The organism is Streptomyces sp. NPDC049879, assembly GCF_044461265.1.
Taxonomy (GTDB): Bacteria; Actinomycetota; Actinomycetes; order Streptomycetales; family Streptomycetaceae; genus Streptomyces.
Genome location: NZ_JBITKT010000011.1, coordinates 20,408 through 34,995, shown reverse-complemented (window position 1 = coordinate 34,995; position 14,588 = coordinate 20,408). Strand labels below are relative to the sequence as shown.

Below are 14,588 nucleotides of genomic sequence, written 5' to 3'. Positions count from 1 at the left end.
CCGTCCGTCAGGCGACCGCGCCCACGCGGGCCTTGAGCAGGCCGACGAGGATGTGGTTGACCGACAGCGCCATGTCCTCGAAGTGGAAGTTGTTGTCGTTGGCGCCGGTCTGGCCGGGGAACGCCGAGGTGCCGGGCACGACGAGGCAGACGTCGGCCAGCTCCCGGCAGCGCCCGCCGTTCCCCTTGGTCATCGCGAAGGTGCGCGCCCCGGCGTCGCGTGCCACGGTGAGGGCGCGGACGACGTTGGGCGAGTTGCCGCTGCCGGAGAACGCCATGACCAGGTCGCGTCCGCCGACGAACGGGGCCAGGGAGGCGGCGAACATCTCGTCGGGCCCCAGGTCGTTCACCAGCCCGGTGAGTTCGGACGGGGAGCCGCAGAGGCTGACGAACCGCAGCCTGCGCACGCCGGCCGGCAGCGGGCGGGACTTGTCCTCGCTGACGAAGGGGTGGTGGGTGAAGTCGCAGAGGAAGTGGTCGAGGGTGCCCGCGTTGCCGCCGTTGGCCATGGCGTAGACGGTGCCGCCGCTGTCGTACGTCTCGAACAGCATCGTGGCCACCTGGTCCAGCTGCTCGACCGGGAAGTTCTCCATGACCTTCTGCTGCTCGGCGAGGTAGAGGCGGATCAGTTCTGCGCTGCTCACCTGGCCCCCTCGTGCTCGCTGTCGATGCGGCCGTCGCCCCGGCCGGTGTCGTCCTGCCAGCGGATGACGTCGTCGAGTTCGCTGGTGGACACCTCGATGGAGGTGTACGTGCGCTGCGCGATGACCCGGTGCAGGATGTCCGGCGCCGAGGACCAGCCCGTGCGCGGGCCGTGCAGGGCGGCGGGGATGCGGGCGGGGTCGACGGCCTCGGTCGTGTCGGCGGGGGCCCGCAGGCCGTTGAGCACCTTCGCCTCGCCCTCGACGACGTAGTTCGTCTCGGCCTTGAAGCGGTGCGACTGGAGGGAGGACTGGTGTCCGGCGGTCATGTGGATCTGCTTGACCGCGTAGGGCGGGCCGTCGAGGTTGGCCGTGTACCAGATCTCGTGGCCCCACGGCTTGTCCACCGTGTAGTCGGAGGCGTCCCGGCAGGCGGGGGGCGGGGCGGGGGTGTCGAGGAGGGCCGCGGCGTCGTCGGCCTCGCGGACGGTCCCGGCCCGGGTGCCGGCCTCGATGACCAGCGCCTCGGTGTCGCCGCGGTTGACGAGCCGGTAGACGCTGCCTGGCGGGGCGTGCCAGCCGGTGAACGTGCCGTACCGGGTCGTGCTCACCTCCCCGGGGGCCGCGGCGGCCTCCAGTTCCACGGCGCCGCCGATGACGATGTGGGTGCGCAGGTCGTCGGGGTGGCGGCGGAACGGGGTGGTCCCGCCCGCGGGCAGGGACAGCTCGGTGAACACGTAGCGCCGGCCGGTCGCGTCGCCGACCAGGTCCCGGACGGTCGAAGTGGTGGATGGCGGCACGGGTCTCACACTCCTAGGGCGGCGAGGGAATCGGCGAAGGCGCGGATGTGGCCGGTGACGGCCGGGGTGTCGAGCCGGTAGCGGGCGTAGAGGTCCTCGGGGGAGGCGGCCTGCCCGTAGTCGGGGACGCCCCAGGACGAGAAGCGGGGCGGCCGGTCGGCCTCCAGGAGGATGCGGCCCACCTCGTCGGCCAGGCCGCCGGTGACGTAGTGGTCCTCGATGACGAGGACGCCGCGGTGGGAGTCGCCGAGGGCGCGCACGGCGTCGCGGTCGGCGGGGAGGGACGACAGGTTGACGACGGTGGGGTGGATGCCGTGCCCGGCCAGCCCTTCGAGGCTGTCGAGCACCGCCTCCACGACGCCGCCCATGGTGACCACGGCGATGTCCTCGCCGGAGCGGAGCACGTCGGGCTGGCCGAAGACGAAGCGGTGTCCCGGCTCGTGGAACTCGCGCTGGGGCTGGCGGCACAGCCGCAGGTAGGTGGGGCGGCGGTGGCCGGCGATGTACTCCAGCATGGCCCGGGTCTCGGCCCCGTCCGCGGGGTGGAGGATCTCCAGGTTGGGCAGGGTGCGCATGACGGCGATGTCGCGCAGGCCCATCTGGGTCGGGCCGTCCTTGCCGATGGCGAGTCCGGCGTGGGTGCCCACGAGGACCACGCCCGCGTCGTTGAGGCCGACCGACTGGAAGATCTCCAGGTATTTTCCGGTCAGGAAGTGTCCGAAGCTCGCGACGAACGGTCGGAACCCCTCCTGGGCCAGTCCCGATGCGACGCCGATGGCGTTTGCCTCAGCGATTCCGCATTCGAAGAACCGATCGGGGAAGTGGTCTCTGAAAGCCAGGGTCTTGGTCGCCGAACCGAGGTCGCAGTTCACCACGACAACATTGTCACGCGCGTCGCCGAGTTCCGTCAGGGCCGCGCCGAACCAGTCTCTCGTGGCCTTCATCGGGCCACCCTCAAATAGCGCAGGCTTTCTTCCAGTTCATCGGGTTTCAACAGCCCGCTGTGGGAGCCGCCGAGCAAGGGGGCGCGGTCCGGGCCGAGATAGCCCTTCTGCGTGTGCGCGATGACGGCCGTCGGGCGCCGATGCTCCCGGCGGGCCGCGGAAAACGCCTGCCGCAGCTCGTCATGGGAATGTCCGTTCACCTCTCGGACGGACCAGCGGAACGCCGTGAGTTTCTCCGCGAGGGAGTCGAGCGGGAGGGTCGATTCGACCGTGCCGTCGCTCTGGCGGCCGTTCGCGTCGATGACCAGGGTGAGGTTGGAGACGCCGCGCGCCCCGGCGTACATGACCCCCTCCCAGACCTGGCCCTCCTGGCACTCGCCGTCGCCCGCGAGGCAGTACGCGTGCCCGCCGCCGTCGCGCAGCCGGCGGCCCTGGGCCCGTCCGATCGCCACCGAGAGGCCCTGCCCCAGCGCACCGGTGCTGACGTCGACGAACTCGCAGCGCGCGCGGTCGGGGTGGCCCTGCAGCGGGCTGTCCAGCGTGCGGAGGGTGGACACGAGCCCCGCGTCGAGGTCGCCGCCGACGAGGAGGGCGGCGTACCAGGCGGGCGCCGCGTGCCCCTTGGACAGGACGAACACGTCCCGCCCCGGGCCCCGGGACCAGCGCATCTGGTCGAACCGGAGCACGGCCATGACGTCGACGGCGGACAGCGAGGAGCCGATGTGGCCGGACCCCGCGTCGTGGATCATGCGCAGCACGGCGGCGCGCATACGCCTGGATAAGCTTTCGAGATTCGGGACTTCGGGCTCCTCCAGGTCGGCCTGAATGGCGAGGTCCTCGCCAATTCTTCCGATGCTGGACGCCGAAAGCGAATGCGTCATCAGATTCGTCTTCCCTGGGATTGAGTTCCTATGGCATGCGGTCTTCGGTACCACGCCATTTTCACGGGATCTTCGCGGGATCCCAGAAGGGTGCACCGCTCGCACAAGAGGCGGTCACCGGCTCATCCGGAAACGAGTACGTGAGCTCCATCCCCACTCTTGCTCAGGATCAGATCTCCTTCAACAGGCGCATGGCAGGTTGACCAGAAGGCGGCGTGGGAATTTTTGGGGAATGCCCGGGTTTTTCATGGAGCCGTGCCGCGGCTTTCTCCCGGCGAGCGGCCGGGTATCGGACAATTTCCCTTCCCGGCGGACGTGTTCTCCGGCTCCGGATGTGCGGGGAGCAGCGGATGGTGCGGGTGGGGAGGAAGGGGACCGGCCGCTTTCCGGTGCGGTCGCGAACCACCCGGCGGACGCACTCCGCCGGCTCTGTCAGACCCGTGCGCCATGATCGGTGGCGGACGCCGAGGGCGCGTCCGGTGGGGAACCGGAGGGCTGGAGCATGGACATGGACCGCCTCGTGCGCGCACTGGCGGCGCCCGACACCCGGCGTGACGCGGCCGACGCGCTGGCCGGGCTGGGGGCGGCGGCCGTGCCGCCGGTCCTGCGGGAGCTGACGGACGAGGACTCCCCCGTGGAGTGGTCCACCTCGGCGATGCTGCTGCGGCGCCTCGGGGCCGCCGCCTTCGACGCGGTGGTCCGGTGCCTGGCCGTGGCGGGGGCGCCGGAGGTGCGGCGCAGGCTCGCCTGGACGCTCGCGGGCTACGGGACGGCCCTGCTCGACCGGTACGTCGCGGCGCTGTCGCATCCGGCGGCGATCGTGCGGGAGAAGGCGGCGATCGGCGTCCAGTACTGCGGCGCGGACGGCTTCCCCGCCGTGCCCGCGCTGCTGTCCCTGCTGGACGACGAGGACGCGGACGTGGCGTCGCGCGCGGGGTTCGTCCTGGCGCAGTTCGGTCCCCGGGTGATACCCGTGATGCGGCGCATACGGGCCGAGGGGCCGGGGCGGCAGCGCGCCGGTGCGCTGGCGGTCCTCGCCTCGGTCGGCGGGGAGGCGGCCCTGTCGGAGCGCGACCGCGCGGCGGTGGAGCGGCTGATACGCGTCAAGCTGACAGGCGACCGGCCGCGGGCGCCCGAGACCTGCTGGCTGCACTGGATCGCGGTGCCGACCGGCGACCAGGCGGGGGTGATGGCGGAGCTGGGCCTGTCCCGGCCGCGCCGGGTGACGTTCGCCCTGGGCAACGACGTGGTGGACGCCGACAGCCACGAGCGTGACCTGCGGCGCGTCTTCGTCACGCCGGAGCTGGACGGCTGGACCTTCGTCATCGGCTCCTGGTGCGACCCGGCGGACGACGAGCGGCGGGCGGACGTCGCGCGGCTGTGCGTGGCGCTCAGCGAGCGGTACGGGCGGGCGCAGGCGTACTCCTTCAGCGAGCAGGACGACGCCTCCGGGTGGCTCGTGGCGGAGGGCGGCACGGTCCTGCGGCACTGGTGGACGGCCGACGGGGAGGACGTGCCCGACGAGGACGCGGACCGGGCGCGCGGGGTGATCGGCGACCCGCTGCCCTGCGAGGTGGCGCGCCGCGCGGCGATCGAGGCGGAGAACGCGGGCGAGCCCGAGGACATCGAGGGGGAGTGGAGCTGGGCGCTGCGGGAGATGGCGCCCGAGGTGGCGGCGGCGATGGGCCTCAGCCCGCTGGACATCACGGAGGACACCCCCGTGCGCGGCACGGGCGTCGTGGCGCTCACCCCGCGGGGCGGCGGCGGGGAGGCGTTCCTGGGGGCGTACCGCATCTGAGCCGCGGGACCGGCGGTGCGCCGGTGCGGCGTCCCGCGCCCTGCCCCGTGTATGACAGCGGAGCGGGCGCTTGGCTACCCTGGACCACGCGACCGGCGCGCCCGGCCGCACGGCGGTGGGGCCCGCCGTACCCGAACCGCGGCACCGTCGCCGACAACGGTCCCTGCCTGGTCCATCCGCGCGCCCGCGCGCGCCCAGCAGGCAGGAGAACGCCCCGTGAACGACCAGCCCGACCGCCCCGGCACCCCGCACTCGCCCATCGACCCGGACGCGGCGCCCACACCGGGCCGCAGCGAGGCCCAGGTCCTCGCCGCCATCGCGGTGGGCGGGGCGATCGGCGCCTGCGCGCGCTACGGCGCCGGGCTGCTGTGGCCGGTGCGCAGCGGCGCCTTCCCCTGGACCACCTTCGCGGTCAACCTCACGGGCTGCGCCGCCATGGGCGTCCTGATGGTGCTGGTCACCGAACGCTTCACCACGCACCGGCTCCTGCGCCCGTTCCTCGGCACGGGCGTGCTGGGCGGCTACACGACGTTCTCCACGTACGCGACCGACGCCCGGCACCTCCTGTCCGACGGCCACACGGTGACGGCGGTCCTCTACCTGGCCGCGACCGTCACGGGCGCCGTCGCCGCCGTCCTGGCCGCCGCGCGCCTGACCCGCCGCCTCGCCGGCCTGCCCTCGGGACGGAGGCACGCGTGAACTGGCTGCTGGTGATCGCCGGAGCGCTGATCGGCGCGCCCCTGCGCTACCTCACCGACCGCGCCGTCCAGGCCCGCCTCGGGACGCTCTTCCCGTGGGGCACGTTCACGGTCAACATGCTGGCCTGCGCCGTGCTCGGCTTCCTCAGCGCGGCGGCGGTCCCGGCCGACGTCGAGCACTTCCTCGGCCCCGGCGTGTGCGCGTCCTACAGCACCTACTCGACGTTCTCCTGGGAGACACTGCGCCTCGCCGAAACCGGCACCCCCCTGCGCGCGACGGCCAACACCCTGGCCTCCCCCCTGGTCGGCCTGACAGCCGCCTTCCTCGGCACCGCACTCGCCCACGCCCTCTGACCCCGCGCACGGACGAGCCGCCCCCGGGGTGGGGGCGGCTCGTCGGGGTCGGGCGGGGTGTCGTCAGTCGGTCGCGATGGCGTTGAGGATGTTCATGCGGCTTGCGCGGATCGCGGGGAAGAGGGCGGCCAGCAGGCCGACCAGTGCGGAGCCGAGGAAGACGATCACGATCGTCGGCCACGGGATCTCCAGCACGTCCATCCCCTCCAGCGCCATCAGCTGCTGGCCCGTCACGCCCCACGCCATGCCAAGGCCGAGGCCGAGCAGTGCGCCGAACAGGGCGATGGCGACGGATTCGAGGCGGATCATGCGGCGCAGCTGGCGGCGCGAGAGGCCGATGGCCCGCATGAGGCCGATCTCGCGCGTCCGCTCCACCACCGACAGGGCCAAAGTGTTCACGACGCCGAGGATGGCCACGATGATGGCGAGCGCGAGCAGGCCGTAGACCATGTTGAGCAGCCCGCCGATCTGGCTCTGGAGCATCTCCTTGAACTCGGCCCGGTCCATGACCTCCATCTGCGGGTACGGGTCGAGCGCCGCGTCCAGGCCCGCCGCGACGGCGTCCTCCTGGCCGTCCTCCGCGGTGACGAAGAGGAAGACCGGCAGCGCCAGCGCCTCCGCCGGGACGTACTGCTCGGCCGTGGCGAGCGAGACGTACCAGGCGCCGACGAGCGCGCTGTCCGGGGAGACGATCGCGCGGATCGTGAGCGTGGCCGTGTCGCCGTCCTGGAAGGCGACGTCCAGCGTGTCGCCGAGGGCGAGGCCCTCCTCGGTGGCGAAGTCGCTGTCCACGGAGATGCTGTCGGGTCCGAGCGCGTCGGCCATCGAGCCTTCGAGGACGTCGAGCGCGACGTCGTCGTTCCAGGTGTCGGGGACCGCGCCGATCCTGGAGTCCGTCTCCGTGCCGTCGGGCGCGGTGACGTCCACCTCGATGTCGCGGTACGGGGTGAGGCGTTCGATGCCGTCCACGCCCTCGACGGCCCGCTGGATGTCCTCGGTGACCGGCGACATCACCGCGGGCTGCACGATGTAGTCGGCGCCGAGCGACCGGTCGATCTCGTCGGTGGCGGAGGCGACCATGGACGTGCCGACGACGGACAGGCCCACGACCAGCGCCAGGCCGATCATCAGCGCGGAGGCGGTGGCGCCGGTGCGGCGCGGGTTGCGCAGCGCGTTGCGTTCGGCGAGGCGGCCGACCGGGCCGAAGACGCGGAGCAGGACCGCCGCGATGAACCGGACGACGAGGCCGACGAGCGCCGGGCCGACGAGGATCAGCCCGAGCAGGCTGAGCAGCACGCCGAGGCCGAGGAGGCCGCCGCCCGCCGCCGCCTCGTCCTGCGCCGCCGCGGCGGCGAGCGAGGCGAGTCCGGCGAGGCTGAGGACGGCGCCGATCGCCGCCCTGATCCGGTTCGCCCTGACGTCGCCCGGCATGCCGGCGTCCCGCAGCGCGGCCATGGGGCTGATGCGGGCCGCGCGGCGCGCCGGGACGTACGCGGCGAGCAGCGTCACCACGACGCCGAGGACGACGCCGATGACCGGCACGCTCGGGTCGATCGTCAGGTCGTCGGTGCTCAGCTCGACGCCGATGGCGCTCATGAGGGCCATCAGCCCGACCGCGACGCCGACGCCCACGCCGAAGCCGACGACGGAGCCGACGACGCCGAGCAGCAGGGCCTCGGTGAGCACGGACCTGTTGATCTGGCGGCGGCTCGACCCGAGGGCCCGCAGCAGTCCGATCTCGCGGGTGCGCTGCGCGACGAGCATGGAGAACGTGTTGACGATCAGGAAGATGCCGACCAGCAGGGCGATCCCCGCGAAGCCGAGCAGGACCCATTCGAGGATCGAGAGGACCTCGCCGATCGAGTCGCGGTTCTCCTCCACGAACTCGTCGGCCGTCTGGAGCTTGTACGCGTCGGCGCCGACGGCGTCGCCGACCGCCGCCTTGAGCTGCTCGTCGGTGACCGCGCCGGTCGAGTCGACGTACAGGGACGTGTACGCGTCCTGGCCGCCGAGGAGGAGGGCGCGGGCGGTGTCGAGGTCGATGTAGAGGAGGGAGGCGCCGGGGTTGGTGACGGTGAACGCCGCGATGCCGGAGACGGTGAAGTCCTGGTCGCCGCCGACCGTGACGAGGCGCACGCGGTCGCCGATGCCGAGGTCGCGGTTCTCGGCGGTGTCGGCGTCGATCATGATGTCGCCTGAGCCCTCGGGCGGGCCGCCCTCGGTGATCTCCATGGACCGCAGTTCGATGTCGGACCAGGTGGAGACGATGGTGGGGGCGCCGGTGGTCGGGCCGATGTTCTCGTTGTCCTCGTCCACCGCGACCGCGCTGGTGGAGACGACGACGCCGGTGACACGGTCCACGCCCTCGACGTCGGCGATCTCGTCGGCGACCGAGGCGGGCAGGGAGTCGGGGACGCCGGTGGCGGACCCCTCGTCGTCGAACATGCCGCCCTCGCCGTCCTCGGCCGCCGGGGCGACCATGACGTTCGAGGCGGTGTCGGCGAAGAGCTTGTCGAACGTCGTGTTCATCGTCGCCGTGAAGACGAGCGTGCCGCAGACGAAGGCGACCGACAGGACGACCGCCATGCCCGACAGGGCCATGCGGCCTTTGTGCGCGAAGAAGTTGCGCACCGAGGTCTTCAGGACGGTCATGAGGTGCGGCCCTTGGCGTCGAAGTGGCGCATGCGGTCGAGGACGCGGTCGGCGGTCGGCTGGTGCATCTCGTCGACGATGCGGCCGTCGGCGAGGAAGACGATGCGGTCGGCGTACGCGGCGGCGGCGGGGTCGTGGGTGACCATGACGATGGTCTGGCCGAGTTCGTCGACCGAGCGGCGCAGGAACTGCAGGACTTCGGACCCGGCGCGGGAGTCGAGGTTCCCGGTGGGCTCGTCGCCGAAGATGATGTCAGGGCGCGCGGCGAGGGCGCGGGCGACCGCGACACGCTGCTGCTGGCCGCCGGACAGCTGCGCGGGGCGGTGCTTGAGCCGCCCGGCCAGCCCGACCGTCTCGATCACCCGGTCCAGCCACTCCTTGTCGGGCTTGCGGCCGGCGATGTCCATGGGCAGCGTGATGTTCTCCAGCGCGTTCAGCGTCGGCAGCAGGTTGAACGCCTGGAAGATGAACCCGATCCGGTCCCGCCGCAGCTTCGTGAGCCGCTTGTCCTTCAGCCCCGTGATCTCCGTCTCCCCCACCCATATGCGGCCGCTGGTCACCGTGTCGAGCCCGGCCAGGCAGTGCATCAGCGTCGACTTCCCCGACCCCGACGGGCCCATGATCGCCGTGAACCGCCCCCGCTCCACGGACACACTCACCCGGTCGAGCGCGACCACGCGCGTCTCACCCGACCCGTACGCCTTCACCACGTCGTCCGCCCGCGCCGCCTCGGCCGCGTGCCGCCCGTTCCCCCCGGTCGCCGGGTCCACCACAGCCGTAGCCACGGTCCGTCTCCTTCAGTCGGTGCGCCGCTCCCGTCGAGCGGCTGTTCCTCTCCTGCCCCCTCAGGCTAGAAACAGGGACGGCCCCGGCTCGTCGCCCGCCGGTATGAACGCGTCCCCCCGGCCGTCTCGGGGATGCCTCGGGGCCAACCCTGAGAACCGCCCCTGAGAACCACCCCGCCACACGCCCGCCCACGGCGCCGGGACGGCCGCCGTGCACCCCTGTCACCCACCCGTCATAAATTCACCCCCAGTTCACTCCGGCGCTGCGCCGGGGCCACTCTTTCTGCGCACTATTGAGCGGTCCGGAATAAGCAACGACTCATTCATGACCTCCGCTCATCGGCTGTGCTCATCGGCAAGGCCCCACCCGGTCGTATGGAGTTGAGCACGGTGGAAGGCACAAGGTGCTGAGGCAGCAACGCGACATCGCCGGCCCGGCCGCGAAGCCCCGGGACCCGCAGTGGGAGAACGTGCGGTACATCGCCGCGGCGACCGTTCTCGTCGGGCATGCCATCACCCCGCTCCGCGACCAGTTCCCGTTCATGCACTGGCTGTACAACGCCTCGTGGCAGCTGGGCGTGCCCGCGTTCGCCCTGATATCTGGCCGCTTCAGCTCGGCGCTTCCGCTGACCGGGCGGGCGGCAGGGCGGCTCGTCACCGGAATCGCACTCCCCTATGTCGCCGTTTCCCTGGTCACATCGATCCAGCTGTGGGCGATCGACAGGGAATGGCATTTCTCCCTTGTGGAACCGGCGGCGACACTGTGGTTCCTGCTGTCGCTGATCTTCTGGAAAATGGCGCTTCCCTATGTGGTGACGCTGCGCTGGCCCCTGGCCATTTCCGTGCTCCTCGCGCTGACCGTCGGATTCGCCGAGGACATCGGCTACCCCTTTTCCGCTTCGCAGACGATCACTTTCTTCCCGTTCTTCTACCTCGGTCATCTCCTGCGGGAAAGAGAGGGTTTCGCGGCGGCCGTCGCCGCCGTGCCGCGCTGGGCCGCCGCCCTGGTCACCGCGGCCCTCGCGGGCGGCGCGTGGCTGCTGAACGACCGGCTGTCCCCCGAGTGGCTGGCGATGAAGCGGCCGTACAGCGCGGAGGACTTCGCGTTCGCCCGGGGCGTCCCGATCCGTGCGGCCATCCTGTTGTGGGGCGTGATCGCGGTCCTCGCGCTCGTCCGCCTCGTACCGCGCCGCCACGTGCCGCTGATGACTTCGCTCGGCACCGCGGGCATGTACATCTACATCCTCCATCCGCTGGTGCTGACCCACTTCCACAACATCGACTTCTTCGCGCGGATCGACACCGACGCCGAGGCGCTCGCCGTCCTCGCGGTGGCGGTCGCATCGACCGTCGTGCTCGGTTCACGCCCGGTACAGGCCCTCACGCGCCCGTTGGTCCAGCCGCGGGGCCGCTGGCTGCTGCGCCCGCCGGAGAGGCTGCCGGACGCCGCGGACGGCCGGGGAGGGACGCCCCCGCCACCCCGTTCCCCCGCGGCCTCCCCGGCGGCGCCGCAGGGCGCCGGCCCCGCCTCCCGGTCCGGGTGACCCCGGCCCGCTCCACCGTCACGCACCGCCTCGCACCGCCACCGGACCAGGAGAACTGGGAAGAAGATGCACATCGCTGTCTTTGTCGAGAACCGCAACGGCGTCGACCTGACGCGGCGCATCATGACCGCGCCCCGGGCAGCCCGCCACACGTTCTCGGTGTTCACCGCCGATGTGAACGGAGAGGTCGCCCGCTGGATCGCCGAGGAGGCCGCGCACCGCCTCGACGGCGTCACGGTCCGCAACCTCTTCGAGGTGGGCGAGGCGATGAGCGACGACGAGTTCGCCCAGGCGCTGAAGGTCCGCGCGGCCGGTTACGCGCGCGAGCAGGGCATCGAGCGCGTCGTCCTTTTCAACGACCAGTCGCGGCGCGGACGCAAGGTCACCGAGGCACTGACCGACGACCTGCCGGTCGTCCTCGTGCAGGACGGCCACCTCGACTTCCACTACAAGCGGCTCGGCACCGGCCGCCGCGACCAGAACTGGTACTACGGCGCCTCCCGCCCCGCCGCCGTCTGCGTGTGGGGCCCGGCGATGGCACAGCACGTCGGCTTCCGCACCGCCGAACCCGGCCCGCCCGTCCACATCACCGGCGCCCTCGGCCACAGCGACGACCCGACGCTCCTGACCGTCGCCCGCTCCGGCCTGCACCGCACCACCCGCGAGGCCGACGCGCCGCTTCGCGTGATCGTCCTCGACCAGCCGCTCGGCGACCAGGGCAAGATGCCGCGCCCCGCGCACCGCGATGAGCTGACGCGGCTCGTGGGCGCGCTGGGCGAGCACGGCACGGTGGACATCAAGCCGCACCCCTCCACCCAGGCCGCGCACCTGACCTGGCTGGCCGGGCTGCCCGGCGTGACGGTGCTGGAGGCGGACACGCTGCTCGACGCGGACGCGCTGGCCGCGTACGACCTGGCCATCACGTTCTTCTCCACCACCTACCTGCAGACGCTGCGCGCGGGCGTCCCGCTGGTGCTGTACAACCCCGAGGCGCTGAACATCGTCTTCCCCACCATCCACCACCCCCTGCTGCGCAACGCGGGCACGACCGAGGAGGTCGCCGCCGTCACGTCCCGGCTGCGGCGGTCCCGCAAGTTCCTCGCCAACCAGCACGGCTCGCCCATCGAACACTTCCTCGCGTTCCGCGACGACGTGGCCGAACAGATCATGACCGTCGTCGAGGACGCCGTGCCGCCGCGCCCGGTGACCGAGGGCGGTACGGGCGCGGCCCCCGGCGCGGTCCGCCCCAGCGGCCTCTCCCTGGCGGAACGGGCCCTCGCCGAGGTCGAGCGGCGCGCGAACCGCCCCTCGACGCTCGCCGTCGTCGGCGTGAGCTTCTCGTACATCACGGGTGTCGCCGTCCCCGTGCTCACCTACACGCAGGCGCTGATCGCCCAGTCCCCGGTGGACGTGCACTACTTCGACCTGGCCGCGTTCCCGCAGCCCGAGCACGCCGCCGACGCGCTCGCGGACGCGGAGATCGTGCTGATCAACAGCATGGCGCCGTTCTGGCGTTCGCCGATCGCCAACGGGCTGGTGGAGGGCCTCCTCGACGCGGGCCGCACGGTGATGCTGTACGCGCACGAGACGGAGTACGTCTTCAACTACGAGGCGGAACGGTCCGCCGAGCGGCACGTCGAGATGCTGAAGCTGCTGCCCCGGCTGACCGTGCTGTGCGTGTCGAAGGCGCAGGCCGACATGTTCCGCCAGCTCGGCGTCACCGACCCGATCGTCATCTACAACACCGTCCCCCGCGACATCCACCGCACGCGGGCGTCGGCGACAGTCGCGGAACGCCCCCGCATGGTCATGGTCGGCACCGTCCAGGACCGCAAGGGCGTGGACCTGTTCTCCCGCGTCGCCGAACTGGCGTACGCGCGCGGCCTGCCGTGGCGCTTCAGCTGGGTCGGCTGGAAGACGCCGCGCATCGCCCGCCGCACGCTGCTGTCCGACCGCGTCGAGTGGATGGGCGCCCTGTCCCGTGACCGCGTGCGCGAGGAACTGGCCGCGTCCGACGTGTTCTTCCTGTCCAGCGTGGACGACCCGATGCCGCTGTCCGTAGTGGAGGCGGTGCAGCACCGGCTGCGCATCGCGACGTTCCACCGCGTCGGGTCCCGCGAGGTCCTGGAGGGCGTCAGCGGCTACCGGGCCTACACCGAGTACACCCCGGAGGCGGCGCTCGACGCGCTCGCCGCCGTACTGGACGAGGACGTGGACGAGGAGCGGTACCGGGAGGTCGAGGAACTGTTCGACATCCCGGCGTTCAGCGCCCGCATGTCGGCAGCGCTGTCGCTGCCCGCGCCCGGCGCGGCCGTGGCGCACGACGAGGAGGAGGCGCGGAACCGCTTCTCGGTGGCGATCGGGCAGAGCGTGGCGTTCCGCACCGACGAGTTCCGCGACCACCTGCGGGCGGGCCAGGACGCCAACGCGTTTCGCATCGGCAAGGAGATCCTGCGCCGGTCCACGCAGTCGACGGACGTCCTGGTCGGCATGGCGGAGCTGCACGCGCGGGCGGGGCGGGCGCAGGACGCGCTGACCATGCTGGGCGGCGCGGCGTGCGTCGGGGGGCGGCGGTCGCGCGTGTGGATGGAGATCGCACGGGTGGCCGAGATGCTGGGCGCGGAGGGGCGTTCGCTTCAACGGTTCGCGCGGCGTGAGGCGTTGCGTGTCAAGGTGCGGAACAGGGCGGCCCGCATCGGTGGCGCGGAATGACGCGGCCTGCCGCGCGATGCTCCCTGGCCTTCGCGGGCCGCGCTGCATAAGATCGACCGACTCGACCCACGTACCGCAGGTTTCCGCACACGGGAGTGCAAGGTGAAGCGTCGCGCGTCCCTCCTGTCCCTGACCGCAGCCGCTGCCGCCGTTGCGCTCCTGACCGGCTGCTCGACGGGCGGCCATCCGGGGCAGGCCGCCGTGGTGGGCGGCGAGGACATCTCGCTGGCCAGTGTGCAGGCGCAGGTGGAGGCGGTGCGCGACGCGCAGCGCGCGCAGCCGAACGCGGACGAGCTGATCGCGTCGAGCGGCTCCCTGTCCCGGCAGACCGTGGACTTCCTCGTCTACCTGGAGGTCCTGGAGCGGGCGGCGGCCGAGGAGGGCGTGGAGGTCAGCCGGCGCGACGTGCAGGAGGCCCGTTCGCTGGCCGAGCAGAACGTGGGCGGCGAGGAGGCCCTCGCGGAGGCCGCGCTGATGCCGCAGCAGGGGCTGCCGCTCGCCGGTGACGAGCAGATCGACATGGTGTTCCGCAGCAACCTGCTGATCCAGCGCCTCGCGGAGCGCCTCGGCGCGGCGAACTCGCCGGAGGGGCAGCGGGCCATCGTGGAGCTGCTCGGCCGCACCGCCGACGAGATCGGCGTGGAGGTCAACCCGCGTTACGGCCGCTGGGACCCCGAGCAGCTGACGCTCGGCGAGGCCGACCAGCCGTGGGTGCGCGCCGAGGGCGGCGCGGGCGACACCGCCGAGGTCCCGGCACCGCCCGCCTGACGCCGGGCTACG

General features: G+C 72.2%; 12 protein-coding genes. 6 read left to right on the top strand and 6 right to left on the bottom strand.

The genetic code is table 11. The features are described from left to right. Positions 1 to 7: 7 nt before the first annotated feature. From ACIBPC_RS29185 to ACIBPC_RS29170, 4 genes are read right to left on the bottom strand one after another with little or no spacing between them, the layout of a single operon-like run. Positions 8 to 643, bottom strand: a complete 636-nt coding sequence (locus ACIBPC_RS29185) for an SIS domain-containing protein (RefSeq protein WP_398848794.1) — start codon at positions 641 to 643, stop codon at positions 8 to 10. Next, entirely contained in the window at positions 640 to 1,440 is an 801-nt protein-coding gene (locus ACIBPC_RS29180; protein WP_398848793.1) for a hypothetical protein, read from the bottom strand. The genes ACIBPC_RS29185 and ACIBPC_RS29180 overlap by 4 nt, the downstream gene beginning before the upstream one ends. A gap of 5 nt (positions 1,441 to 1,445) precedes the next feature. After that, entirely contained in the window at positions 1,446 to 2,384 is a 939-nt protein-coding gene (locus tag ACIBPC_RS29175) for a transketolase family protein (RefSeq protein ID WP_398848791.1), read from the bottom strand. Beyond that, positions 2,381 to 3,265, bottom strand: coding sequence for a transketolase (locus ACIBPC_RS29170; RefSeq protein ID WP_398848789.1), 885 nt, complete (start codon positions 3,263 to 3,265; stop codon positions 2,381 to 2,383). Before ACIBPC_RS29170 ends, ACIBPC_RS29175 begins: the two co-directional genes overlap by 4 nt. 508 nt (positions 3,266 to 3,773) lie before the next feature. Here ACIBPC_RS29170 and ACIBPC_RS29165 point away from each other — a divergent pair. The 3 genes from ACIBPC_RS29165 to ACIBPC_RS29155 all read left to right on the top strand — a co-directional run bounded on the left by ACIBPC_RS29165 (position 3,774) and on the right by ACIBPC_RS29155 (position 6,115). Further along, on the top strand, positions 3,774 to 5,063 hold the full coding sequence (locus ACIBPC_RS29165; RefSeq protein WP_398848787.1) for a HEAT repeat domain-containing protein: 1,290 nt from the start codon (positions 3,774 to 3,776) through the stop codon (positions 5,061 to 5,063). Positions 5,064 to 5,279: 216 nt separating this feature from the next. Then, positions 5,280 to 5,762: a fluoride efflux transporter CrcB gene (gene crcB, locus ACIBPC_RS29160; RefSeq protein ID WP_398848785.1), complete on the top strand. Its 483-nt coding sequence runs from the start codon at positions 5,280 to 5,282 to the stop codon at positions 5,760 to 5,762. Next, the gene (locus tag ACIBPC_RS29155; RefSeq protein ID WP_362958046.1) at positions 5,759 to 6,115 is read left to right on the top strand and encodes a CrcB family protein; all 357 of its coding nucleotides are present in this window, start codon (positions 5,759 to 5,761) and stop codon (positions 6,113 to 6,115) included. The genes crcB and ACIBPC_RS29155 overlap by 4 nt, the downstream gene beginning before the upstream one ends. A gap of 63 nt (positions 6,116 to 6,178) precedes the next feature. Here the strand turns inward: ACIBPC_RS29155 and ACIBPC_RS29150 are convergent, their stop codons facing one another. Further along, positions 6,179 to 8,767 (bottom strand): ABC transporter permease, encoded by a 2,589-nt coding sequence (locus tag ACIBPC_RS29150; RefSeq protein ID WP_398848783.1) that lies wholly within the window; start codon positions 8,765 to 8,767, stop codon positions 6,179 to 6,181. Next, positions 8,764 to 9,552: an ABC transporter ATP-binding protein gene (locus ACIBPC_RS29145; protein ID WP_398848781.1), complete on the bottom strand. Its 789-nt coding sequence runs from the start codon at positions 9,550 to 9,552 to the stop codon at positions 8,764 to 8,766. Before ACIBPC_RS29145 ends, ACIBPC_RS29150 begins: the two co-directional genes overlap by 4 nt. 404 nt (positions 9,553 to 9,956) lie before the next feature. Between ACIBPC_RS29145 and ACIBPC_RS29140 the strand changes: the two genes are divergently transcribed. The 3 genes from ACIBPC_RS29140 to ACIBPC_RS29130 all read left to right on the top strand — a co-directional run bounded on the left by ACIBPC_RS29140 (position 9,957) and on the right by ACIBPC_RS29130 (position 14,576). Further along, on the top strand, positions 9,957 to 11,096 hold the full coding sequence (locus ACIBPC_RS29140; protein WP_398848779.1) for an acyltransferase family protein: 1,140 nt from the start codon (positions 9,957 to 9,959) through the stop codon (positions 11,094 to 11,096). A 66-nt stretch (positions 11,097 to 11,162) separates the two neighbouring features. After that, complete coding sequence (locus ACIBPC_RS29135; RefSeq protein WP_398848777.1) at positions 11,163 to 13,808, top strand: glycosyltransferase; 2,646 nt, start codon at positions 11,163 to 11,165, stop codon at positions 13,806 to 13,808. Between the two features lie 102 nt (positions 13,809 to 13,910). Next, on the top strand, positions 13,911 to 14,576 hold the full coding sequence (locus ACIBPC_RS29130) for a SurA N-terminal domain-containing protein (RefSeq protein ID WP_362958060.1): 666 nt from the start codon (positions 13,911 to 13,913) through the stop codon (positions 14,574 to 14,576). The last annotated feature ends 12 nt before the right edge of the window (positions 14,577 to 14,588 follow it).

Bases quoted from the DNA above. Each gene is read 5' to 3' on its own strand.
- ACIBPC_RS29175 (WP_398848791.1), bottom strand. From the start codon at position 2,384: ATGAAGGCCACGAGAGACTGGTTCGGCGCGGCCCTGACGGAACTCGGC.
- ACIBPC_RS29170 (WP_398848789.1), bottom strand. From the start codon at position 3,265: ATGACGCATTCGCTTTCGGCGTCCAGCATCGGAAGAATTGGCGAGGAC.
- ACIBPC_RS29165 (WP_398848787.1), top strand. From the start codon at position 3,774: ATGGACCGCCTCGTGCGCGCACTGGCGGCGCCCGACACCCGGCGTGAC.
- ACIBPC_RS29150 (WP_398848783.1), bottom strand. From the start codon at position 8,767: ATGACCGTCCTGAAGACCTCGGTGCGCAACTTCTTCGCGCACAAAGGC.
- ACIBPC_RS29135 (WP_398848777.1), top strand. From the start codon at position 11,163: ATGCACATCGCTGTCTTTGTCGAGAACCGCAACGGCGTCGACCTGACG.